Origin of the sequence: Cohnella caldifontis, assembly GCF_029360585.1 — a bacterium.
Taxonomy (GTDB): Bacteria; Bacillota; Bacilli; order Paenibacillales; family Paenibacillaceae; genus Cohnella; species Cohnella caldifontis.
In genome coordinates this window covers 1-24,703 of record NZ_JAQZSJ010000008.1, presented here as the reverse complement: position 1 = coordinate 24,703, position 24,703 = coordinate 1, and the positions used below count along the sequence as shown (strand labels likewise).

General features: G+C 60.5%; 17 protein-coding genes. 1 reads left to right on the top strand and 16 read right to left on the bottom strand.

Going from position 1 to position 24,703, the window contains the following annotated elements; genetic code table 11:
• Positions 1-20: 20 nt before the first annotated feature.
• Genes opp4C through PTZ19_RS12975 form a run of 5 tightly spaced genes read right to left on the bottom strand, consistent with a single transcriptional unit; the run spans position 21 to position 5,295 of the window.
• On the bottom strand, positions 21-899 hold the full coding sequence (gene opp4C, locus PTZ19_RS12995; RefSeq protein WP_276355028.1) for an oligopeptide ABC transporter permease: 879 nt from the start codon (positions 897-899) through the stop codon (positions 21-23).
• 14 nt (positions 900-913) lie between these two features.
• Positions 914-1,864: an ABC transporter permease gene (locus PTZ19_RS12990; protein ID WP_276355026.1), complete on the bottom strand. Its 951-nt coding sequence runs from the start codon at positions 1,862-1,864 to the stop codon at positions 914-916.
• Positions 1,865-1,882: 18 nt separating this feature from the next.
• Positions 1,883-2,869: an ABC transporter ATP-binding protein gene (locus tag PTZ19_RS12985; protein ID WP_276355024.1), complete on the bottom strand. Its 987-nt coding sequence runs from the start codon at positions 2,867-2,869 to the stop codon at positions 1,883-1,885.
• Positions 2,866-3,870: an ABC transporter ATP-binding protein gene (locus PTZ19_RS12980; RefSeq protein WP_276355021.1), complete on the bottom strand. Its 1,005-nt coding sequence runs from the start codon at positions 3,868-3,870 to the stop codon at positions 2,866-2,868. Before PTZ19_RS12980 ends, PTZ19_RS12985 begins: the two co-directional genes overlap by 4 nt.
• 18 nt (positions 3,871-3,888) lie before the next feature.
• Positions 3,889-5,295, bottom strand: coding sequence for an amidohydrolase (locus PTZ19_RS12975; RefSeq protein ID WP_276355019.1), 1,407 nt, complete (start codon positions 5,293-5,295; stop codon positions 3,889-3,891).
• A 349-nt stretch (positions 5,296-5,644) separates the two neighbouring features.
• Between PTZ19_RS12975 and PTZ19_RS12970 the strand changes: the two genes are divergently transcribed.
• A complete protein-coding gene (locus tag PTZ19_RS12970; protein ID WP_276355016.1) occupies positions 5,645-6,133 on the top strand; it encodes a cysteine dioxygenase in 489 nt (162 codons plus the stop codon).
• 97 nt (positions 6,134-6,230) lie between these two features.
• On the opposite strand, the gene PTZ19_RS12965 is transcribed toward PTZ19_RS12970, so the two are convergent.
• The 11 genes from PTZ19_RS12965 to PTZ19_RS12915 all read right to left on the bottom strand — a co-directional run.
• Positions 6,231-7,472 (bottom strand): ABC transporter permease, encoded by a 1,242-nt coding sequence (locus PTZ19_RS12965; RefSeq protein ID WP_276355014.1) that lies wholly within the window; start codon positions 7,470-7,472, stop codon positions 6,231-6,233.
• A gap of 50 nt (positions 7,473-7,522) precedes the next feature.
• Positions 7,523-8,242, bottom strand: a complete 720-nt coding sequence (locus PTZ19_RS12960) for an ABC transporter ATP-binding protein (protein ID WP_276355013.1) — start codon at positions 8,240-8,242, stop codon at positions 7,523-7,525.
• Positions 8,243-8,476: 234 nt separating this feature from the next.
• Positions 8,477-10,537, bottom strand: coding sequence for a GxGYxYP domain-containing protein (locus PTZ19_RS12955; protein WP_276355011.1), 2,061 nt, complete (start codon positions 10,535-10,537; stop codon positions 8,477-8,479).
• 795 nt (positions 10,538-11,332) lie between these two features.
• Complete coding sequence (locus tag PTZ19_RS12950) at positions 11,333-13,378, bottom strand: glutaminase family protein (protein ID WP_276355009.1); 2,046 nt, start codon at positions 13,376-13,378, stop codon at positions 11,333-11,335.
• Positions 13,379-13,390: 12 nt separating this feature from the next.
• The gene (locus PTZ19_RS12945; protein WP_276355007.1) at positions 13,391-15,574 is read right to left on the bottom strand and encodes a hypothetical protein; all 2,184 of its coding nucleotides are present in this window, start codon (positions 15,572-15,574) and stop codon (positions 13,391-13,393) included.
• A gap of 36 nt (positions 15,575-15,610) precedes the next feature.
• On the bottom strand, positions 15,611-18,625 hold the full coding sequence (locus tag PTZ19_RS12940) for an alpha-mannosidase (protein ID WP_276355004.1): 3,015 nt from the start codon (positions 18,623-18,625) through the stop codon (positions 15,611-15,613).
• Between the two features lie 34 nt (positions 18,626-18,659).
• Positions 18,660-20,135, bottom strand: a complete 1,476-nt coding sequence (locus PTZ19_RS12935) for an extracellular solute-binding protein (RefSeq protein WP_276355002.1) — start codon at positions 20,133-20,135, stop codon at positions 18,660-18,662.
• Between the two features lie 115 nt (positions 20,136-20,250).
• A complete protein-coding gene (locus PTZ19_RS12930; protein WP_276354998.1) occupies positions 20,251-21,174 on the bottom strand; it encodes a carbohydrate ABC transporter permease in 924 nt (307 codons plus the stop codon).
• A gap of 3 nt (positions 21,175-21,177) precedes the next feature.
• A complete protein-coding gene (locus PTZ19_RS12925; RefSeq protein ID WP_276354995.1) occupies positions 21,178-22,086 on the bottom strand; it encodes a carbohydrate ABC transporter permease in 909 nt (302 codons plus the stop codon).
• A gap of 639 nt (positions 22,087-22,725) precedes the next feature.
• The gene (locus PTZ19_RS12920; RefSeq protein WP_276354992.1) at positions 22,726-23,907 is read right to left on the bottom strand and encodes a GntR family transcriptional regulator; all 1,182 of its coding nucleotides are present in this window, start codon (positions 23,905-23,907) and stop codon (positions 22,726-22,728) included.
• Positions 23,908-24,234: 327 nt separating this feature from the next.
• Positions 24,235-24,703 (bottom strand): hypothetical protein (locus tag PTZ19_RS12915; protein WP_276354990.1); only part of this gene is annotated, 469 nt, incomplete at its 5' end.

Below are 24,703 nucleotides of genomic sequence, written 5' to 3'. Positions count from 1 at the left end.
TGCGATTTCCTTCCGTCCGTTCATCCGTTCGGATCCAGCGCGTCCCGCAGCCCGTCTCCGACGAAGTTGATCGCCAGCACGGCGATCAGCAGCATGAGCCCCGGAGGCAACCACAGCCATGGCTGGTCGGTCAGGACGGTCAAAGACTGGGCATCGCCGAGCATGTTGCCCCAGCTTGCGGCGGGCGGCTGCACCCCCATTCCGAGAAAGCTGAGCCCCGACTCGCTTAAGATCGCGCCGGCCACCCCGAAGGTGGCGTTGACCACGATCGGAGCGAGCGCGTTCGGCAGCAAATGACGGAACAGAATTCTCGGCGCACCGAAGCCGAGCGCCCGCCCTGCCTTCACGAAATCCTGTTCTTTGAGCGACAGGACGCTGCTTCGGACCAGCCGGGCTACGGTCGGCCAAGAGAACAGCGCAAGAACGAAAACGATGGTCTGCAAGCTGGCACCTAAGACGCTCACGACGACCAGGATGACCATCAGAAAAGGAAACGCCATGAACATGTCGGTCACCCTCATCACGATGAGATCTACCCATCCGCCGACATAGGCGGAGACGAGCCCGATCAGCGTACCGGCCGTCACGTATAGCGCCACGGTCGCGAAACCGACCGCCAGGGAAACCCGCGAAGCCGCGATCAAGCGGCTGAACACGTCCCGCCCGACAGGGTCGGTGCCCAGCCAGTGCCGGCTCGACGGCGGAGAGGAAAAGGTGTCCGACACCGAGTAGGGGGAATGCGGCGAAAGCAGGGGGGCCAACAAGGCGGTGAGAATCAACGCCGCGGTGACGGCCAGCCCGACGACTGCCAATTTATGCCGGCAAAACCGTCCGGCGAATTGGCGGAACGGGCCGGCGCTTCCCGTCCTCGCCCGCTCGGGTTCGATCGCTTCGCTCATACGGCCTCCTTGTTTCATCGGTATTGAATTCGCGGATCGGCCATCGTATACAGCGCGTCCGTCAGCAGATTGGAAGCCAGCACGACGATCGCGGCCACGAGATTGAGCGCCATCAGCGTCGGGTAATCCCGGGACAGGATCGATTGCAGCGCCAGTTGCCCGATTCCGGGCCATTGGAAAATTTGCTCGACCAGGATGCTGCCCCCCAAAAGAACGGGAATCTCCGCGCCGAATACCGTCAGGATCGGAAGCAGCGCGTTTCGCAGCGCGTGTTTGCCGATGACGAGGGATTCGCGGACGCCTTTCGCTCTCGCCGTCCGCAAATACTCCTTTTCCAACACGTCCAGCATGCTGGCCCGGATGTAACGGATTTTTTTGCCGACGATGGCGGCCGCCAGCACGCTGGCCGGGAGCACGAGATGATAGAGCGCGTCTCCGAGTCCCCCCTCGCCGCCGAGCGTGTGCATGCCTCCCGTCGGCAGCAGCTTGGTCTTGAGGGAAAACCAATAGATCAGCCCCAGTCCCAGGAAAAACGGAGGCAATGAGATCCCGACGAACGACAATCCGGTCAGCGCATGGTCGAGGGCGGTGTTGCGCCGAACGGCGCCGGCGATTCCGAGAGGAAGCGCGATCAGCATCCCGCCGAATAGCGACGCGAAGGCGAGCAGCAGCGTGGGCCCGATCCGCTGCGCGATCAGATCCGCCACCGGAGCATAAGAACTGAACGAATAACCGAGATGGCCGTGCAGCAAACCGAGCAGCCATTTCCCGTATTGAACCGCGGGCGGGCTGTTCAAGCCGAGCATCGCTTTTTTGGCTTGCAGCAGCTCGGGCGGCGTGTTCGGGTCGATCAGCATATCGACCGGGTTGCCGGGCGCCAGCTTCATGAGGATGAAATTGATGACCGTGATGCCTAGCAGTACCGGCAACGAAATCAGCAGTCGCCGCGCGATGTAGGACAGCATCGGACATCACCGCCTTTCTCACCCGAGCGGGTAGTGGCAAGCGGCCGCATGGCCGTTGCCTGTAAGTGATGGCGCTTCGGAGAAGCAGCGTTCCCGCGCGAAAGGGCAGCGCGGGTGGAAACGGCAGCCCGGCGGCGGATTTTCCGGATTGGGCGCTTCACCCTGAAGGACGAGACGCTCGCGCAGCCTTCTTCTGGGATCCGCGACAGGAATGGCTTGCAGAAGCAGGCTCGTATACGGATGCCTGGGGGCATCGAACACGCGGTTCGTTTCCCCGAGTTCTACGATTTTGCCGAGGTACATGACCGCGACCCGGGTGCTGATATAGCGGACTGCCCCCAGCCCGTGCCCGATGAATACGTAAGTCAGTTTCAGTTCATCCTGCAAGTCTTTCAGCAAATTGAGGATTTGCGCTTGGACGGATACGTCGAGAGCGGATACCGGCTCATCGCACACGATCAGCCTCGGCTTCAGGGCCAGCGCACGGGCAATGCCGATCCGTTGGCGTTGCCCGCCCGAGAACTCGTGGGGATAACGGGAGCGGCTGGATCGGGGCAGTTGAACCAGATCGAGCAACTTCCCGACGCTCCGCCTCGCGTCTTCCCCCCGTGGTAAGCCGTGGGCGATCAGCGGCTCCGCGAGAATATCTTCGACGCGCTGGCGCGGATTCAAGGAGGAATAAGGATCCTGGAAGATCATCTGCATCTGCGTTCTGAGCGGCCGCATTCGGCGGACCGAATAGGCGGTAATTTCCTCTCCGTCGTACAGAATCCGGCCGGCGTCGGAATGCTCGAGGCGTATGATCGTCCTTCCGAGCGTCGATTTGCCGCAGCCCGATTCGCCTACCAGGCCGACCGTCTCCCCCGCATGAACGTCCAGCGTGACGCCATCCACCGCTTGGATCCGGCCTTTCGCGAATAGGCCCTTGCGGGACGGATAATATTTTTTGACGCCTTCTAATTGAAGCAGCGGGCGACTCGCATTCGATTCCGTTATGACCGTCATCCGCCTTGTCTCCCCGCGAACCGCCGAATCTCGCCCGATGCCGCCCAACACCGGACGCGGCGGCTAACCTCCGCCGGCTGAAGCTCCGGCTCTTCGGACTCGCAGATCGATTCCGCCATCGGACAACGAGGGTGGAAACGGCACCCGCGGGGAAGCCGGCTCAACGGGGGCACGGCTCCGGGGATGGCCGAAAGACGACCCTCCCTTTCGCTCCCGAACGCGGGCAATGAACGCATCAGCCCCCGGGTATAGGGATGAAGGGGATTTTCGAATAACGAATAGACGTCCGCCGTCTCGACGATCTGTCCCGCATACATGACCGCGACCTGATCCGCCATTTCGGCTACGACGCCCAGATCGTGGGTGATCAGGACGATGGAAGTTCCGCTTCCGGCTGCGAGCCGCTTCATCAATTCCAGGATTTGGGCTTGCACGGTGACGTCCAGCGCCGTCGTCGGTTCATCCGCGATGAGAAGCCGAGGCTCGCATGCGACTGCCATGGCGATCATCGCCCTCTGCCTCATCCCCCCCGACAACGTATGGGGATACTCGCCGTAAACCGCTTCAGGACGGGGAATGCCCACGCGGCGCAGCATTTCGACCGCATGCGCTTTCGCCGCCTTCCCTCTCCGATCGGTATGCAGCCGGATCGCTTCCGTTAGTTGATGGCCGATCGTGAACACCGGGTTGAGCGAAACCATCGGCTCTTGGAAGATCATCGCGATATCCCTTCCCCGAATGCTCCGCATCTCCGTCTCGGACTTCCGCGTCAACTCCTCGCCGTTCAGCCGAACGCTTCCTGCCCGGATCCCCCCGTTCTTCCCCAGCAGCCGCAGGAGCGAGAGGGCGGCGACGGTCTTGCCGCTTCCCGATTCACCGACGATGCATAAGGTTTCCCCGGGTTTCACGGCAAACGTCAGCCCTTCAACCGGACGCACTTCTCCTAATTCCGTACGGAATGCCACGGTTAAATTCTCGACCTCAAGCGTATATCCGCTCATCTTATCCACGCCCCTGTCTTACCCTCGAACGGGAGGCCGCGTTTCCGGCGGAATCGCGGGCTTGTATATACGGCCGCCGGTCGCGGTCCGGAACTCCGCCTTGGCCTTCGACAGCGTATCCCCGCCGTCGGTGAGCAGTTCGTAAACGGCCAATCCCATTAATTTGGCGGCGTAATGCATGCCCTTGAGCCCGATCGAGGATCCGAACGCGGCCGTTGCCTGCCAGGTATGCAGCTGTACGCCGATCGGCGCGCATGTCGTCGATATCGTCCCTACCGGAGCGATCCAGGAAACGTCTCCGAGATCGGTGGATCCACCCAACCCAGAGGACGACTTCCAACGGCCGAAACCGACGGGAAGAGGCCCAGACGCGGATATGCCGGCCCGTTCATAAAAATCGGCGGCCTGCCGCAGCGCTTCGCGATCCAGCGATTCCGCCAAGGAAGCCGCCCATGCCGACTCTTCGTCGCTGAACGCGAAAATACCGGCATCGTCCTTCTGCCTGAACAACAAGTCGATCAGCGTCTCATTCGGCAAGAAGTCGTAAGCGCCTGCCTTGACCGCCCAATCGACCTCGGTTTCCGTCATCATCGCCGCACCCTTGGCGACCTTGATCAGCCGTTCCTGCAAGTCGTCGACGAGCGCGCGGTCGTTCCCGCGCAGAAAGTACCAGACGTTTGCTTTCTCAGGGACGATATTGGGTACGGATCCGCCGTTCGTGATGACATAATGGATTCGGGAGCCTTCGGGCACGTGTTCGCGCAAATAATTGGCCCCTACGTTCATGAGCTCCACCGCATCCAACGCGCTTCTTCCGAGATGAGGCGCTGCTCCCGCATGCGAGGGTTTGCCTGCGAATCGGAATTCCACGGACGTGAGCGCCGAGGTTTTGCCGACGAGCGCCAAATTGGCGGTGCCGGGATGCCAGGTCAGCGCGGCGTCTAGATCGCCGAAGACCCCTTCGCGGGCCATGAACGTTTTGCCCGAAAGCACTTCTTCTGCGGGGCAGCCATAGTAACGGATCCTTCCGCTCAAGCCTTCCTCCGCCAATCTGACCCCGACTGCGATCGCCGCCTCGACCCCCGCGGCCCCCAGCAGATTGTGCCCGCACCCGTGCCCGGGTCCGTCAGCCGCGGCGGGCAGATAGACCGCGCTGACCTGTTGCGACAGTCCTGGAAGCGCATCGAATTCGCCGATGATTCCGATGACCGGTTTTCCCTTCCCGGCTTCCGCGATGAAGGCGGTCGGAATGCCGCCAACGGCTTCGGTAATGCGGAACCCTGCTGCCCGCAGGACGGATTTCTGCGTTTCGGCCGCAAAACGTTCTTCATACGCCACCTCCGGCCGTTCCCATATTTGCCGGGCAAGCTCCTCGAATACGAGCCCATGGTCTTCCACCCATTGCGCAAGCTTCCGTTTGCTCATGCCTGCCCTCCAAACGCGAACGCCCCAATATTCAAACAATTCGCATCTTTTTAGTCGGGTATTTAACGATTGAATTCAAGTTACCACCCGGTTACACAAGTGTCAATTACATCCATAATAGATGGCTTTTATTTAGGAATTTGATTTTTTTATATCCGCAAAAAGGGCCAAACCACCCTGTTCAAGGCGGTATGTCCCGACGTAAAAATCGTTGTCTTGATGCGGCGTTTGAGAAAATGACGCTGCCGAACCCGTTACTCACGTGTGATAGGCCAATACCATATATTGTAACCTGGGAACGGTCTTCGGCAGTCCCGTTCCGACAAATTGCGATAAAGGGAGTTGTTATATGGATCTGGTTTCATTGCTGGCCGCGCGTTTCGGAAGGTTAACCAACCCGACGCTGGACGAATTGAAGGAGGCTCTGCTCGGCATTCCCGATCTGGCAGAATGGACGCTGCCCCACGTGACGGAACCGTCGGCGTATCCGTATGGAAGAAACGTCGTTTACGCGAATGAAGAGGTTGAAATCATCGTCGTTCATTTGCCCGCCCAATGCCGGACGTATATTCATGACCACGGAAAATCGGCCGGCTGCGGCCGGGTCGTCCAAGGCGAACTGACCAACGCGGTATTTGAAGCCGTGGACCGAACGACCGCCGTGAAAACGGCAGAGCACAAGGTGGCGGCAGGCGAACGGTTCGTGACCCCGCACGGGATGATTCATCAGATGCGGAACGACAATCAGGAACGCGTCGTTTCCGTCCATGTGTACTCGCCGCCGCTGCAGGGGTTGAAGTTGTACGAAGAACGGCAGGAAACCGCCTTTGTTACTTGACGGCATCTTTCTATGAAACAATCGCCGACTCGACCACGAGAGGCGATAGAGGAAAACCTTGCTGCATACATATGTCTTGAAGTCGGTCTGGACTTTACTATGGAAAAAACCGCAGCTTTTCCATCAGCTTGAGCAGCGCGAACCCGTAGGCCAAGCCGCATACGGCGCCGATCGGGAGTCCGGGCCAACCGGCCATCCCCCCTCCTGCCGCGGCCGCCAGCCAGACGAATCCGGCGATCAGCAGCCAGAAGCCCGATCGCGACGATCCCTTGCGGAGATCCTCCCCGCTCCATGGAAATTGGGAGATGAACGGTTCGGCCGCCCATTCCCGCCACTGCTCCCGAATCCAGGCTGCCGCGATGAACGGCAATACGGCGGCGACCGCGGGGGCGAGCCAACCGGGCGACATCAGGATCGCGGCGGTAGATGCGCTGTGGAAAGAGAACCAGAGCTGAACGTTCGCCCATTTGCGCAGGAACGACTTGATTCGCGCTTCGCCCAGCACGGTTCCCGCGTCCGTCCCGCGGAACAGCCGGCCGGACCGGCGGAATAGCAGCGGGCGGGCCAGTTGTACGGTCGGCTTGCGTTCCATCACGCCCTGCAGCAGCAAGTCCGCGGTGGCCAGCTTGGCTTGGCGTTCCATCAGCAGGTCGTTTGCGAAGGTGCCCTTCGCCCCGAGCTTGAACGCCGCGGCCAAAGCCGCCGCCGCAAGCGTAATGGCCGCCGCTCCCCACAGATAGGCGGGGTCGCGGGCGGCAAGAAACCCGCTGACCGGCAACAGGTACAAGCCTCCCGCCAGGATGACCGCCGCCGTCAAGACGGCATACCTGCGCCATCCCCTCCAATAAGCGCGGATCAAGTTGCCCGCAACGGAGAACAACGTCCGATACGCCGCGGTATACAGCGCCCAAGCGGCGATCGGCCCCGCGCCAAGGCCGATTATGCGTACTAGCCAAAGAGAAAGGAGGCCGAACGCGAGGGCGGACTGCAGCACATGCATGAGAAACGTGTACGCGGCCCCAATGCCCATGATGCTCCGCATCCAGTCCAGCCTCTGCCGCAGAAAGAGAATATCCGCCTCTTCGACCAACACCCGCAATTGCCCCGTCAACGCCAGCAACAACGTCGGCAAAGCGGCCAAACCGGCCGGCAGGCCGGTCAGCCAATCGGGCGGGTACAGCCACCACGCCCGGTAGGTCCCGACCGCGTACAGCAGCCCCGGCACGATGAAATAGATCCACACCGTCCAATCCAGCGCCGTTCTCCACGCCCGTGCCTGCAAATTCCAAAATCGGAGGATCCGATCCAGGGCCAGCGATATCGGCGTCCATGCTTTCAAATCGGGATTCCTCCTTACATCGGGAGTTTAACGAGTCGAACTCTCCCCGCTTAGGTCAGCGCCAGGAAACAATCGAACAGCGAGGAATCGGCGAGACCCGCCGTCTGCCGAACGTCCGGCAGCGTTCCCTGCGCGACGACGGAGCCCCCGTCGATCAAGACGAAGCCGTCGCAAATTTTCTCCGCCGTATCGAGCACGTGCGTGGACATGAGGATGCCGGCTCCGCGGCGGCGCTCCGCTTCCAAGAAGTCGAGCAGATCCTTCGTGGCCCTGGGATCGAGGCCGATGAACGGTTCGTCCACGATATACAGATCCGGTTCCAGCATGAAACCGGTCACGAGCATCAGCTTTTGCTGCATGCCTTTGGAGAATTTCGCCGGCAGCTCATGCCGGGCTTCCGACAGGCGGAAGCGTTCGAGCAGCGCCTCCGCTTTCGCGGCGAACGCCGCCTCCTCCATGCCGAAAGCGGCCGCGGCCAACCGCAGATGCTCCCACAGCGTCAAGTACTCGTACACCACCGGATGCTCGGGCACATAGGCGTATCGGCCGGTCGGCCCGCCGAAGGCGACTTCCCCGTCGCGGTGCCGCAACAGTCCCAGAATGGATTTGATCGTCGTGCTTTTGCCCGCTCCGTTCGGTCCGATCAGGCCGACCAGTTCTCCCGAATGAACCTGGAAGCGGACGTTCCGAATCGTGTCTTTCTTCTCCTCATAGCCGGCGGAACGGAGGTTCACGTCCAATCGCAAGTCCGGCTGGATCGATGGTTCCAAGACCTTTCGCTCCTCTTATTAGGAAGTTTGGCGGTGCCCCAACTTTCACGGATCGGGTTTCGTCCATTCCCGGTTTTCCTATTTTGTACGAATCGGTCCCGCCGCAGGTTGCGGCGATTCTCCCATTTCGAAAATTGACGCCCCGTCCGCGATAAAGAAAGAGCTGCCGCATGTCCGGCAGGACGATGGGCAGCTCTTTGGCGTTTCGATGGCAGACTCGAGCTTTCTATCGCTTCAAGGTTGGCGCGGCAAGCCGTTCGCTTCGCGGATGAGCGAGAAATACTGGTCCGCCCGCACGGCTTGGAACTCCGGTCCGAGCGATTCGTTGAGCGCGGCGACGTCCGTCGGCGTCATGCTCCAGGCCAGCACGCCCAGGGAGACGAACAGCGGGGAGTTGCCGTCCCAGTTCGCTTTCGCCGCCTCGAGCACGTTCTTCCCGTCCTGCACCGTGCCGATCCCCCGGATCGTCGAGACCGGCAGGCCGTTGTCCAGCACTTGGGCGCCGAACCGGTCTTCCCAGCTCAGGAACAAGCCCGTCGCGTGGTACCGGTCTTTGTAGGCATCCGCCTTTTCCGCGCTGAGGGGAACGTTCTCTCCGTTTATCCGGTTCAGCACGTAAGGGATCGTCATGCCCGTTTTCTGCAGGTACGGATACGTCCGGCGCAGGTAATCCGAGAACGAGCTGTCCGGCCAAACGTTCGGGTAGAAATATCCCGCTCCAGAAGGTCCGGCAATGAACTGGTCGTTCTCCGTCGCCGTGCCGTAATAGTAGTTCAGGAAAGCCGGGGCGGCGTCATAGAGCAGCGGATTCGACGTCCAGTTGATCGGGACTTTGCCGCGGTTCGGATCGTCCCAAAGCACCCGCATCCGGTGTTGGTTGTATTGCAGATTGTCCCCTTCGCTGAACGTGTAGGTCACGTAGATTTTGTTTTCGAGCTTCGGGGCTTCGACCGGTTTCGGCGCCGGCTCGGTCAGCTTCGTGCCGGAGAAGACGGTCATGTTGCTGAACCAATCGGCCGCCAGCACGTAGACGCCGTGGCTGGCCGTAATCTCGACGCCGGTGAATTCCCCGGCCACGTCGTTGCTGAACCAGCCCAGGTAAGGCGTACCCGGCTCGACGGAGGACAGGATCTTCTCGAACAGCGCCCGCTCCTCCGGCACGTTCGACTCCAGCCAGAACACCATCGCTTTGTTCGCGACCGCGTAATCGCGGAGATAGCCGTACGGTTCTTTCCGCTCCGAGCTTGGCGGCTGTTCGTTGCCGGCGGACACCTTGAACTGGTTCCACATGTCCACGGAAGCCGTCAGCTGCGTCGTGCCGGCCGGCGGCGTGAACCGATAGACGAAGTAGCGGCCGTTATCGGCGAACCGGTGGCCTCCGCTGCCCGAAGACAGCTGGGATTCCTGGCGGTCGTACAGGAACGGCTCTTCCTCCGGCGTGCCGGGCACGAATCGCGCGATGATTTGCCCGTCGGCCTTCACCGTCACTTCGTGCACGGCCGGTCCCCAGCCATCCTGCGGGAAGGCGTCGTCGAAACGGAGGTACACCGATTCTTGGCCCAGGTAGGCGGACAAGTCGAGATCGTACACTTGGCGGTTCTTCGCGTCCCGCTCCTGCGTGGTCTCCTCGGCGATGACCTGGAAGGATGCCGGGATTCCGGGCGGAATGCGGATCGACGTGTTCGGGCTGAGGCCGATCAGCATCCGGTGCGTCGTCTGGTTCCACAAGTGCTCGTATTGCCACGTATACGCGTCGAGGCGGTTTTTGAACCGACCCTGCAGGTCCTCCAGCACCGGCAGGTTATAGGGAGCCGCCCCCAGCGTTTTCGCCAGCTCCGGACTGACCGCGACCGCGTCCTTTATGCCGGCCAATGTCGTGGCTACGTTGATCGAGTCGGGAATGGCCGGATCGTAGACGATGGCGCCTCGGACCTCGTCTTTGAACATCCGGACGATGTCCCAAGCATCTTCATGCACCGTATAGGGAACGTGCAGGTCGTTCAGCCAGGCCGTTTTCCCTTCTTCTTGGCTTTCGATCAGATAAATGCGGGGTAACGCGCGGTTGACGATTCCCTGCAGGGTCGACAAAAGCAGCTTGAGGTCGCCCGGGGCGTCGTACACATCCGCGACTTCCAGATGTTTGGGCTTCCCGAAGCTGGGCAGGGCACCGGCTTGCGGCCAAACGACATGATCCGGTTGCATGGCCGGGGCCTGCGGATCGGCGGCGGATGCCCCGAGCGGCAAAGTCAGCATCAAAGCGATTGCCGTGAATGCGGCGGTCAGCCTGCGGTACATCATCTCATCTCCTCGCGATTCGTCGATTGCGGAGCCGTTGCCCGTGCACCCCGCTTCACCTCCTGTTGGCGGCTTCCGATTTCGGAATACGGCCCTCATTAAAATATGTTAAATATGTTGTATATATTATACAAGTCCTTCGACACAATTTCCCATGAAAATGGAACTTTAGGCAGGGGATGCGGATGTCGAGAGGTGTATCTCCTGTTCGGGGAGCATCGGCAGCTAACAGCCGGCGAGAAACTGTTGCATTTGCTCCGCCGCAGCGGAATCGAGCCCCGGCCCCGCCGCTATCCGGCGTTTTCAGCGATAGAGGCACGTCCACGGAAGCAACGCGCGCCTCCAACGCAAAGACTCCCCCGCAGCCGTGTACGGGAGAGTGTACCAGTTGTTGACGCCCAACAGCTTCCGAGGGGGAGGAGGAGATGAGTAAAATGTTTCTTAACTGCTCGGATCCGAGAGGGAAGTCGAGACGTTGAGCAATAATGTTTCTTAACTGCTCGAATCTGAGGGGGGAAGTCGAGACGTTGAGCAATAATGTTTCTTAACTGCTCGAATCTAAGGGGGGAAGTCGAGGCGTTGAGCAATAATGTTTCTTAACTGCTCGGATCCGAGGGGAAAATTGAGGCGTTGAGCAATATTGTTTCTTAACTGCTCGGATCCGAGAGGGAAGTCAAGACGTTGAACAATAATGTTTCTTAACTGCTCGCACTCTCCCAAATCGAAATGCAGAGGGAATTTCTCCCTCTGCACGGCAGGATCGAGTGCGATTGAGATCGTCGAGCGGCCGTTCGCTTATTTGACGTGGCCGCCGGCCCGAGCGAATGAAGCGCCGGCCGCGCCCAGCCCTTTCTCCTGCAGGAGCCGGATGAAAATGCCGCCGACCACGCTGCGGTGCTGAAACCCAATTTGCCGCGCCGTGAGCGTGTCGTACCAGTCCGTGAACGGCACGCGGTCAGGCGTGTCATTCAGCGCCTGCCAGAGCGGCTCGATCAGGCCGGCGAACGTCTCGCGGTCGTCCGCCAGCGACGCCGCCCAGACGAGCCAGTCGGCCTTCGTATACGTTGCCCGATTGTCCAAGGGCACGCCGTACCGGTTCTGCTTCCCGGCGTACCAGTTGACTTCCCGTTTCGCGACGGAATCGCCGAACAGACGGGTCCCGAAAAGGGAATCCCAAATCATGTTATACTTCAAGCTCCAGGTACCGGGCGACCCGAATGCGAGCACGGTATGGTCCCCTTCACCCGCTATCTCCTCCCACCTGGCCGCCATGTCCGCGGCCGCGGATCTCCAGCGCTCCGCTTCCTCGGTACGGCCCCTCATGCCGAGCAGCAGCGAATATGCGGCGACGCCCATGACCGCTTTCACCGACAGATTGGCGTTGCGGGCCATATGGCCGGCGAAATCGTCCGTGCACAGCTGGTTTTCGGGATCCTGGCCGTTTTCGCGCAAATACTCCGCCCACCGGGACAGCAGCGCCATGTGCTCCTCCGCGAAATCCGCGCTCTTCTCCGCCAAGCTAACCGCCGCGGCCATGATCAGCATGTTGCCGCACTCTTCGACCGGCATTTGCCCATCCCGGGCATTCCCCGCATACACCTGCCCGTTGGCCAGCGGATACTGCCCGACGTCGTGCGGCGCGAATTCGAACGGCCAAGCGTCGCTTGCCGCGTATTTGAAAATCGGCCTCATCATCCCTTTGACGAGCTCCGGTTGGCAGAGCAGGAACAGGGGGATGGAGGGGTAGCTGACGTCCACCGTGGCGATGCAGCCGTTGCTGAAACACTCTTTGGACAGGAACAGGACGTTCCCTTCCCGATCCGCGACCAGCTTGTGCGCGGCGATCGCCTGCCGGTACGCCAGCGCCAGCAGGTCGGCGTACTTCCCGCCGCCCGCGCGTATGCCCTCTTCCCGCAGCTTCCGGTCGAAGTCTGCGCAGCGTGCCGACAGTTCCCCGTACTCCCCGAACGCCGCCGAGACCATCCCGAGGGCCGACAACCCGCTTCTTTTCCAGTACGCCTGCAGCTTCTCGCCGAAATACTCGACGGCATACACATCGTCATAGGCGAGTACGGCAACGCTCGATACGGCTTCCGTCCCGACCTCGCCGCAATCCCAGGCGAAAGCGAGCACGGGGTGGCGGTCTCTCGCTTCCCGAGGCATCTCGAACCTTTCCGACGGCGTAATCTCCCCGTTTCTCGCGAACTGCTTCCGGATGTCCGCCGACTCGATATACGTCCGGATGGCAGGGTCCCGTTCTACCGCCAAGTAGAATTGTCCCCAGTCGATCCGCAGATCGTCCCCCGAACGATTCAAATAATCCTGCCGCACGTGACTGAACTGAAGAAAGTTCAGCCGCTCCGTCTCTTCCCGCCGCCACGCGACCCTCTGTTCGCTCGTATCGACGCACCATTCCGCCGTCACGTCGAAGTAGATTCGCACCCGGTGAGGCTTGCCGTCCGTCGAGCGGACGGAGAACGCCGCGTAAGACGCCGGCCGGGACAGCAGCTCCAGATCGTCCGGCAGCAACGGGGTCGTGAACTTCAATTCCAACCGAACCCCCGACTCCTCGAACCGATAGACGCTCGACAGAGGCGTGATTTCCAGCTCGACCTGCGTCATGGGCGCCGGTTCCGCATAGTAAAGCTCCGCGTTCGGCTCCACCTTGCCGGCGAATCTCCATGGCGCGCCGTCGATCCGGATCAAGCCCGTCAGGGCATTCCTTCTGCCGGTCCAATGCCGCGTGAAATCGTCGGTCAGGCGGTCCGCCATCGACCAGACGCTGAAATAAGGATCCACCGTCACGAGCGGCACGGCCGGCGGGCGAAGCGTCGTCTCCATGTTCCTCTCCCCTTATGTCCGAATCGTAATGCGAACGCCCGCCGGATCGTTGTCATAACGGACCAGCAGCGTCCGCGTCTCTCCGTCCCACCGGTACGGCAGCGCAACGCGCGTCCCGTCGCCACTCTCGGCCTCCACGGCCGAAGGCATCGCCGGGCAGCGGATCCGCGCCGCCGCTTTCACCGTTCGCGGGCCCCGCGCGGTAAAGGCAATCGAGCGCGCCTCTTCCAGAAATTCCTCCACCCGGGAAGAGGCCGCGATGATCCCGCTCGTTTCCGCCGCTCCGTAATCCAAATCGTACAGGAAAGCCTGGCGGCCCGGCGGAAGGACGACTTGGCGCATGATCGGCAGCCCCGGCCCGAACAAGTCGACGAATCGGCCGTTCAGCTCGAGCGGGCGGTCATGCACGGACTCCTCCATCACCGAAGCGATGACGTACGGCCCCCGGCGGATGCCGAAATGGTTAGCCGGAGACCAGCGAAGGCTCGGATCGCCCAAGCTCTCCATGGCCGCCTTCACCATGTCCCGCAGCCGCTCAGCCGCTTCGGCGCTGTCGGCGAACCGGTCCGGACGCATGCGCAAATAAGCGAGCGCCCCGCTGCCGACGCGCGCGACCCCTTCCGGCAATTCCGCCTCCACGCCCAAGTTTTCGAACAGGTGCTCCCTGGGAGAACGGTAAACGCGCCGGCCCCTATTCCACCATTCTCTCACGCGATGGTAGGGATCGCCGTCGTCCCCGACGTACACGAGCGCGCCGCCGTCCCGCACCCATTGCGCCAGCGCGGGGTGCAAGTCCGGGTGCTCCGGCTTCATGAACTCATAACTGAGCACCAGCACCCGGTAATCGTCGAGGTACCCGGGGAACCGGCGGACGTTGTCCAATTGTACCGGCCGAACGGGCATGCCATGTTTCAGAAGCGGCAGCGTCAAACCGTAAAACGGGGAAAAGTTCAGCAGTTCCAGCGCGTACTCGTCCGTCAGTTCCACCGCGTTCGTCCCGTCGTATTTCATCATGAAGCCGGCAGTGTCCACGCCCGGCCGCATCCGTTGGTACATGGCCGAGTCGGCCAGCAGGACGCCGATCGGCCCCCCGCCCCCGAATGTCTTCAGGTCCGTCTGGTCCATATCGCCCAGCGCATGCATTACCGTGAGCAGCACGGTCGCGTAGTCCGCCGGGATGCCTTCTTTGCCGCTCCCGTCTTCGCTCGGATACCGCCCCTCGAAAACGCGTCTGGGCCAAGGCGCGACCTCGTAATGCGACACTTCGGGATGCAGGAGCGACGCCGTCAGCGTTTTGAGGTAGTTTTCCTTGTAGTCGCGCCACGTCCGCTTCGGATCGTCTTCGATCGGATCATGCAAAAACCACATCCGCCGGTCCGTTCCGCGCACCAGTTCCTGCATGATCCCGTACTCCAAATACGCCGTCTCGAACGTCCTTTCCGCCCGGCGCCCTTCGTAGACGTTCGCGGTCCGGGACGTCCCCGTCCAAATCTGCGCGATATACCCGTTAATCGAAGGCAAATCCAGCAGCTTCGATTCCGGGCTGACGATGCGCCATTGCGCATAGTTGATGAGGCTGTGCGTCGGCACGTAGAACCGGAGCGGCCGGCCGTAGCGCAACATCGAATATTCCTTCAGCGCCGAGCAGAGCCGGTCGAGGCAGCGGGCGTACAAATACGCCTTCAGCTTGGACGCGCGATACTGCGCATCTTCCGACTCGTGGGGCGGAATCCAAGGCTCGCCGTAGTAATTCCGCCACTCCCGCCGGAACGCTTCGGAGTACCCCCCTTCTACCCAGAACTCCGGTTCCTCCAGGTGGATCGCGTCGACGCCTTCGTCCACGGCGGGACGGATTCGCTCGAACAGGAAATCGGAATACGCGATCGTCGGCACCATGTACGGGATGTCGGCCGACGTGCCATGGATGATGTTCTCGCCGTGCTTGTACCGCTGCGCCTCGTCCCAATGGGGCCGGCCGTCGAATTTTCCGTCCAGGTAGTCCCGATACCCGCCCCAGGAAACACCGGTCATGAGATGCACGCGGTATCCTCGGCTCCTCCATTGCCGAATTCTTTCCGGCATGGAATCGTTAATGCCGTAAACCATCACGAAATCGGTCTGCAGATCGTACGTTTCCCCGTACGCCGATCCCTCTTGAAACCCGGTGCGTTCTTCCTCCCGGTTTCTCTCCCGCATGATTCCCCTCCTTGCCCCGCCGGCGTCCGCCCGCCTTCAACCGGGGAACCGGACGCGAACCGTTTTGATTTCGAAAGGAGCGAACCGCAGCGCCGCCCGCGATGCGTTCGTGCCCAAGACGGCGATCGGGTTTTCCATCAAATCGGTTTCTTCGATCGATTCGCAAGGCAGACCGACGGACACGGCCGCGTCCGCTTCGGTCCCCGCCGTTTCGTAGAGCCGAACGATCAGATGGTCGCTGTCCTCGGCTTTTTTAACCGCTTCTACCATCACATAGGGATGATCGACCCGAACCAACGATATCGGCTCTTTTACGTTACCGTCACCATCCGCCCGCCCCTGCGCCTCCACGATCGCAAGCGGGACGTTCAGCTCGTATCCATGGCGATAGACGGCGGCTTCGACGAAATCGCCCGCATGCGGATACAGCGCATAGGTGAACCGATGCACGGCGCGGTCCGCCGTCGGATCGGGATAGGACGGGCTCCGGAGCAGGTTCAAATCCAGCACGCCGCCTAGCGCGCTGTGCCCGTATTTGCAGTCGTTCAGCAGCGCCACGCCGTAGTCCGGCTGGGACAGGTCGATATACCGGTGCGCGCAGATTTCGTCCTTCGCGAACTCCGTCATCGTATTGCGGTGCGTCGGCCGCTTCAAATAACCGAACTGGATTTCGCAGTTCGCGAATTCGGTTCGGATCGCCGTCGGAAACGACACGCGCAGCATTTTGCCCGACTCCCGCCAATCGGCTTCCGTCGCGAACTCCAGGAGCGGGGAGCCGCTGGTCAACGCGATCCGCTGCGTCAGCACGGAATCGCCGAAACGGTACGTCTGCTCCACGGTCGCTTTCGGTCCGTCCACGTAAGCAGCGATTGCCTCCAACCGCATCGTGCCGGCGCCTTTCTCGCGGTAGTCCCGCGGGAAATCCCAGGCGTCTCCGTCGTCATGGTAGACCGCGAAAACGTTCGCCCGGCCCCCGGGCGCCAGCGCTTCCCGCCCGGCCGTCTTGTCGAAAACCGAAACGATGCTGCCGTCCTCGCCGAACCGGACGCGCAGCCGCTCGTTCTCCAGCATGCGCTCTCCGGCCAGCAGCCCTTCGATTTGCCTCGGCGGCAGGGAGGCTTCCGCGAGCTTCCGGTATCCCATGGCGGGCACCCGAACCTCGCGCCATTCGCCGTTCCATTGCACCCATGTCTCCCGGTCCCAAGGGAGGGAGTTGAACACGACCGGTTCTCCGTACCAGCCGGACAGAGCGCCCACGCGGCCGTATACGTCCCGGGTTATGCCCTGGACCCGCTCCAGCAAAACCTCGTATCGAGCCAGCGACTCCTCGTACACCCGCGTGATCGAGGACCCGGGCAAAATATCGTGGAATTGGTAGAGCAGCACTTCCTTCCAAATCTCCTCCAGCCTCTCGGCCGGATAGTCTCCGCCGCCCAGCGCCCAGAGCAGCGACGCGGCGAATTCGAGCTCGCGCAAGCCGATTTCCATCAAGCGGTTGTACCGTTTGCTGCGGCCTTGCGTTGTGAGCGTTCCCTGGTGCTTCTCGAGGTAAAGCTCTCCCCGGAACGCCTGAAAGCGAGTCGCCTCCTCCTCCAGCCGGCGGAAGAAGCGTTCGGCGGGCTCCTGGACGACCCGCGGCAAGCCGGACAGGTTCTTTACCCGGGCCAGCCGCTCCAGATGCTCCTCGCCGGGCCCGCCGCCGCCGTCGCCGATGCCGAACAGCATCAGCGCGTGCTTCGACACGTTCTTGTCCGCGTAGTTCCGCTCGATCTTCGCCAGCGACCGCGGCGCGGCGGGGCTGTTGTACGTATCCTCCGGCGGAAGATGCGCGAGCACCCGGGTACCGTCGATGCCTTCCCACCAGAAGCTGTGGTGCGGGTGCGCGTTGTACGCGTTCCAGGACAGCTTCTGGGTCATCATGAAGTCGACTCCGGACTTCTTCAGGATCTGGGGGAGGCTTCCGGCGTACCCGAAGACGTCGGGGAGCCACAGCACCCGGACGTCCCGGCCGAACTCCTGCCGAAAAAACCGCTTGCCGTACAGGACTTGCCGGACCAGCGCCTCGCCGCCGGGCACGTTCGCGTCCGGCTCCACCCACATCGCGCCCTGCGCCTCCCAGCGGCCTTCCCGAACGCGCTCTTTGACCTGCTCATACAGCTTCGGATAGCGTTCCTTGATCCACTGATACAGCTGCGGCTGGCTGGCTCCGAACACGTAGTCCGGGTATTTCTCCAGGTTGCGCAGCGCGGTGGAGAACGTCCGGGCGCCTTTGCGGATCGTTTCGCGGATCGGCCACAGCCACGCCAGGTCAATGTGCGCGTGGCCGATCGCGCTGACCGTCAGCTCCGGATCCCCGCCGCGCTTGGCCAGCTCTTCCGCCACGATCTCGGACGCGCGGCGGACGCTTTCGGCGTCGATCGAGGCGAGCGCGTTCGAAGCCTCGTACAAGCATTGGCAGACGCGCGCTTTCCTCGCGCTGCCGTCCGGCAATTGATCGGCGAGCTCGATCAGCACTTCGAAATCATGGTACAGCCGCCGGACGTCTTCCCGGCAGACCGCGATCTCCGCTTCCTTCAGCGTGCCGCTCCGATACCGGCCGAACAGGTCGTTGCAGCCCGCGTCCCCCCACAGATCGATGATCTCCCCGCCTTGGGCCGACGGGCTGACGTCCACGACCCTCTTGCCCGGCAAGCCGAGGCTGAGGTCGAATTCCGAGTTCACGTTCGTGAGGCCCTGGAGGGGAGTGCCTTCGCCGTCCACCAGGCACAGCTCGCCATTCACGTCGATCAACAGCACGACTTTACGGCCCTTCAGGGAATTCGGCACGACCCCCTCGAACCGGAACCAGGCGCAGTCCCACAAGTCTCCCCATTTGTCTCCGGGCCGCAGAGTGATCCGCCTGCCGCTTTCCCGCTCCGAGTAAGGCACCGGTTCTTTCGTCACCCATGCGGTTACGGCGAGCGCCGCCATCGGCTCGTACACGGCTTCCTGCAGTTCGGACAACGTCCGCCTCGCCTTGTTCATGATGGTCGGATTCGGTTCGTACGGCATGCTTCATGCTCCCATCCTGTGGATCCCGGGGGATTTATTTAATAGAGGCCTCCGCCTTCTGCTGCGCGTCGTCCAGGATCGATTTGACGTCGCCTTTGGTCATGATGGCTTTCGTGACGGCGTCCCCGAATATTTGCCACACCTTCGAGCTTTCCTTCGGGAATGTCGGGAGTCCCTGCACATTGCCGGCCATGGCCAGGTAGTGCTGGTACATTTCCGGATGCTTCTGCTGATAATCCGACGATTCGGCGACCGATTTCAGGACCGGGGACCGCACGCCGGTGTCGGCGATCAACGTCTGGATTTCCGGACTGTACATCGCTTTGATGTATTCGAACGCGGCTTCTTTGTTCTTGGCCGATTTCGGCACGGAATGGAACGCCGCCCCGATCGTGATGTTGCCGGGTTTGCCGTCGGAGGAGAGCGGGATGGGCGCCATGCCGTAGTCGATGCCGAGCGAGGCGCTTTCGATGGCGCGCCACGGTCCGTCGATCAGGTAAGCGATTTGTTCTTTCTTGAAGGCGTCGAAATAGGTGCCTTCGTTCGTGTTGACCATCAAGCCTGCGGGGTGGTACTGGCCCAGCTCGCGCAGGAACGTGACCGTCTCCACGTTGGCGTCGCTGTTGAACGTCGGTTTCCCCTGTCCGTCCGCGAAGCCCCCGTTGTTGATGACGAGAAGGGTTCCGAACCGCAAGTAACCCCCGGCGTTCGGTCCCGCGTATACGCCGCCGCCGTAAAACTTGCCCTTGCCCGCTTCCGTCACCCGGCGGAGGTTCGCCGACAGTTCCTCCCACGTAGCCGGCGCCTTGTCGGGATCCAGCCCCGCTTCCTTAACGAGCTTCTTGTTCCAGAACAGGCTGTTCACGCCCGGCTGCGAGGCGAAGCCGTAGATCTTCCCGTCCACCTCCATCGGCTTCCAGGCCGCCGGCGCGATATTGTCGCGGATATATTGCGCCATGTCGTCCGGGAACGGCTCGAGCAGTCCCTGCTGGGCGAAACCGGGCATCTGGGTTTCCCCGACGATGATGTCGGGCATGTTGCCGGCCAGGAAGCCCGCCGTCTGCTTCTGGATCAGCGGCTCGCCCCAGCCCCAGTCTTCGGTTTTCAGCGCGATGTTTTTGCTTTTCAGCTTGTCGTTGATGATCGATTGATACAAGTACGGGAAAACGTTCGGGTTGACCGGGTTGCCGGGCGTGTAGTTGAAGTCCGCTTCCTGAGGCTTCGGCTTGAGCGTTTCGTCCGCCATCAACGATTTCTTTTTCGCCGGCAGCAGGTCGGTGACCGCGCCGACGCCGATGCCGACGGCCCCTTCGTTCAGCACCGTTATGGCGACGCCGCCGTTCGATCCGGAATCGGAAGTCTGGGCGCCCCCTTGGCTGGCGCTCGGATTCGCGCTTGGGCTTCCGCTTTGGCCGGCATCCGAGTTCGAACCGCCGCCCCCTCCACAGGCCGCCAAGCCGATCGACAGCAGCATGGCCAGCGCGGCTGCCCCCGTTTTCTTGAACTTCATCCCGAAACCCTCCATTTCTAGAATCATTTTCAAGCCTACGATACCACATCGTTTTACCATATTCAATATGTCTTATATATCTTTTGTAGTACAAATATTATTTTTGATCGAATGTCTATCCCTTGATCCCCGTATTCGCCAGCCCCTGCACGATGTACTTTTGGAAAAAGAAAAAAATGAGCAGGGCCGGCAGCGTGATCCCGAGGCTCAGCGTAATGATCATGGGGTAGTTGATGACGGCTCCCGGGCTGGCCCCGACGGAAGAAATCCGGGTGATGGCGGCGGGAAGCGTCTGCAGCCCGTCGCTGGTCGTATAGAAGAACGGCGTCACGAAGTCGTTCCACGTCCCGAGCGCCGTCGTGATGGCGATGAACGCCATGATCGGCAGCTGCAGCGGCAGCAAGATCCCGAATATGATCCGCATCGTGCCCGCCCCGTCCATGATCGCCGCCTCGTCCAGCTCGATCGGCACCTTTTCCAGCGATTGCTTGACCAGGAAGGTGCCCATGATATTGATGGCGGGGCCGCCGATCAAATACACCCACCACGTGTTCAAAATGCCCGTCCCGCCGGTGAAAACGTCATTGCCTCCGGCAAACGGGAACCTCGCGAATTCCAGGTAAGTCGGAATGATCGCCAGCGTCCCCGGGATCATTTGCGTGGCGAGCAGGACCAGGAACAGCTGGTCCTTGCCTTTGAACTTCAGCCGCGCGAACACGTAGCCGGCCAGAAAAGACGTCAGCAGCGCCCAAATCGTGTTGTAGGCCGTGCGGATGACCGAGTTCGCGAGGTACGTCGTGACCGCCGCGTCTTTCGAGCCCAAGATCAGCGACTTGTAGTTGGCGAGCGTCGGTTCCTTGGGGGTCGGGAACACGCCGAGGATCGTTTGCATGAATTCGGTTTTGTTGAAGAAGCCCGACAACACCATGAAGACGAGCGGATAAAGCAGGACGAGCCCGAAGCCGAGCAGCACCGCATGCCCCAGCAGATGGATGGGCGCGAGCCGTTTTTTCCATTTGATCCGCAGCGGTTCGTTCACGGGTTACCTTCCTCCTTTCAGCGGCTTGACCGGAATCGTCGTCCTTCGATCCGATTGGGTCGACCAGGAGTAATAGATCACCGTGACGACGATGACGATGATCCCCATGATCAGCGACGAAGCGCCGGCCATGCCCAGATTGAAATCCCAGAAACCGTCGCGGTAGATCCGGAACACGAGCACCTCCGTCTGCCCGTACGGACCGCCGTTCGTGATGAACAGCACCTGCTCGTAGATTTGGATGGCGCCGATCAGGCTGGTGATGACGATATACGTCGCGATCGGCTTCAGCCCGGGCAGCGTAACGTACCGCAGCCTCCCCCACCGCCCCGCGCCGTCGATGTCCGCCGCCTCGTACAGGACGGGATCGACAGACTGCAGTCCCGCCAGCCAGATGAGCGCGGCTCCCCCGACCCCTTTCCAGACGGAGTACACGACGATCCAGAAAATGCCCCAGGACGCCGAATACTGCCAGACGATCGGCTCTTTGCCAAGCGCTTTCAAAATGTTGTTGATCACGCCGTTGTTGGTGTCCAGGAAGATGTTGAACACTTGGGTCGTGGCGACCGTGGACGTAACGGCGGGAATGTACCAGATCGACCGGTACACCCCTTTGCCGAACAGCGGCAGATTCATGAGCAGCGCCGCGCCGAAACCGGCGGCGAGCGTGACGGCCGTCACGAGCCCGCCCAGCCAGATCGATCGCCACAGCGCGTGCGTGTACACCGGGTCGCGGAAGAAATGGGCGAAGTTGTCCAGCCAGATGAAATTCGGCTTATCGTTCAAGCCTACCCAATCGAAGAAACCGAGGAAGAAACCGAATAACGTGGGGAATCCGGACACCACCAGCCAAAACAGGAACATCGGCGTCAGGATCGCCGCGGCAATGACGCCGTCCCTATGCCTTCTCATCACAGCACCCCTTTGGAAAAAGACTCCATCCCTTAATTGTATTATTTACTATATTTATATATGTCATTTAAGTCAAGGTGTGATCGAATCGAGGATGGGTGAAGCGCATTTTCGTGAAACGGCGCGGAATGTGGGGGGACCTAGAGGAAACGACCTCCTTTCGAAGGCATGATCGGATTCCAAGGACAAGGGTAACTTCACCGCATAGGATAGATATGAAACCGACCGGGCATGCCTATTGCATGCGGGAGATGCACCGCAGATTCTTTGTCCTTAAACGCCCCCCTTTCGTTCGCACTGCCCGTCTCTAGATAAGCAACCCCCGCGAAGTTGAACCCTTTCGCAGAACCCGCCAACTTCACGCAGTTAAGCAACTTTTTTACACAACTCCTTCGCAGAACCCGCCAACCCCGCGTAGTTATGTAACTTTTTTACACAACTCTCCACGAAACCCGCCAACCCCGCCAACCCCGCGTAGTTATGTAATTTTTTTACACAATTCCCTCGCAGAACCCGCCATCAATGCGCTGTTAGGAAACTTTTTTACACAATTCCCCGCCCCATGCGTAAGCCCAATCCGAATAAAAAAAGCACTTGCGCATGAAATCTCGCAAGTGCGAAAAATGAACCCTTTCCCTATTACTTCTTCCCGACCGGAACCGGCCCGGTCGAACGGCGCTGGACCAGTTCAGGCTGCAAGACGATTTTGCGGAACTTCGTTTCTGCCGAATTTCCCGGATCCCGAAGAATATCCAGCAGGATATTGACCGCCTCCGCTCCCATTTCGAACTCGGATTGGGCGATATGCGAGAAAAAGCTGGAGTCCTCGAGCTCAGGCGAAGGATCGTCGAAGCTGAGAATGGAAACGTCCTCCGGAACCCGAAGGCCGAGCTGGCGGCAGATCGCGGAAATGTGCAGGCCTAACCGTCCGTTCAGCGTAATGTAGGCCGTGGCCATCCGGTTTTTGACGAAACGGAACAACGGATGCCCCTTGTCGACGCCTTTGTAGTCGACGGTGAACTCGGTCAGGATGAGAGCCGGGTTGATCATGGCCTTCTTCTGTTTCAACGCTTCCATGTACCCGTTGATCCGGTCCTCTACCGTAATCGTCGCGAGCGGGGAGTCGGAGCAAATCGCGATATCCCGATGTCCGAGTTCCCAGAGGCAATCCACGGCCAGCTTTCCGCCGATGAAGCCGTCGCTGCGGACGACGTTCGTCTCTACCCCATGGAAATATCGATCGATCAGCACGAACGGATATCCCCTCAGCTTAAGCGCCAAAATTTCTTCGTTATAGGTTTCCGCGTCGCACGGGAAGATGATGAGTCCGGCCGCTCCTTTGTCGATCAGATCGAGGATCGCTTCTTTCTCCCGCTCGACGGAGTTGAACGTTTGCACGATCTGCAGGCGATAAGGGCTTTTCTCCAGAATACTGTTCATGCCGTGAATCAATCGCAGCGCGAAATAATCGACCAACACGGGCATGATGAGCCCGATGATCTTCGCCGGGGACGACCGGTACGAAGCCGCCGCCGGTGAAACCGGCAACGCCGCGCCGGTCTCCGGACGGGAATCCGAAGCGGACAAGCGCCGGCCGAGGTCCGGACTGACAAAGCTCCCCCGCCCCGGGATCCGGTAAATCCAGCCGTCCTTCGCCAGTTGAATCAGAGCGTTGGCGACCGTGATCCTGCTGACCTCGAACTGTTCCATCAATTCTTTCTCGGACGGAATTTTATCGTTCTCCTTCAATCGGCCTGTCTGGATCAAATCTTTGAAATGCTCTTGGATCTGCATATATAACGGTTGCCGGTCGTTGTTCATCGGGGATCTCCTTTTGCGATCTGTATTGCTTCTAATGTTATGTCATTTATGTCATTTAGTCAATCCGACCCACCGGCAAAAAGCTGAAATCCCGCGTCTGAATGGGATAAGAAACTTTGGGGAGATGGGATATCCGACGATTGAGAAGGGAAAACAGAAGTTCGAGATGGGAAACGGATGTTACGCCGATGCGGCAATCAGGCTGTTGGAAGGATCGTGATATTTCTCGGGTCGATGTACGGAAAAGTCGGACAACGCCGGCACTTTCGGTCGATTTCAAGCTGGATGTCCGAGAAAGTCGGACAACGCCGGCACTTTCGGACGATTTCAAGCGAGATGTCCGAGAATGTCGGACAACGCCGGCACTTTCGGTTGATTTTCAATTGAGATGTCCGAGAAAGTCGGACATCGCCGGCACTTTCGAGGGATTTCAAGCGGGATGTCCGAGAAAGTCGGACAACGCCGGCACTTTCGGACGATTTCAAGCGAGATGTACGAGAAAATCGGATAACGCCGGCGCTTTCGGACGATTTCAAGCGAGATGTACGAGAAAATCGGATAACGCCGGCGCTTTCGGACGATTTCAAGCGAGATGTACGAGAAAATCGGACAACGCCGGCACTTTCGGTTGATTTTCAATTGAGATGTCCGAGAAAGACGGACATCGCCGGCACTTTCGAGGGTTTTCAAGCGGGATGTCCGAGAAAGTCGGACAACGCCGGCACTTTCGGTCGATTTCAAGCGAGATGTACGAGAAAATCGGATAACGCCGGCACTTTCGGACGATTTCAAGCGA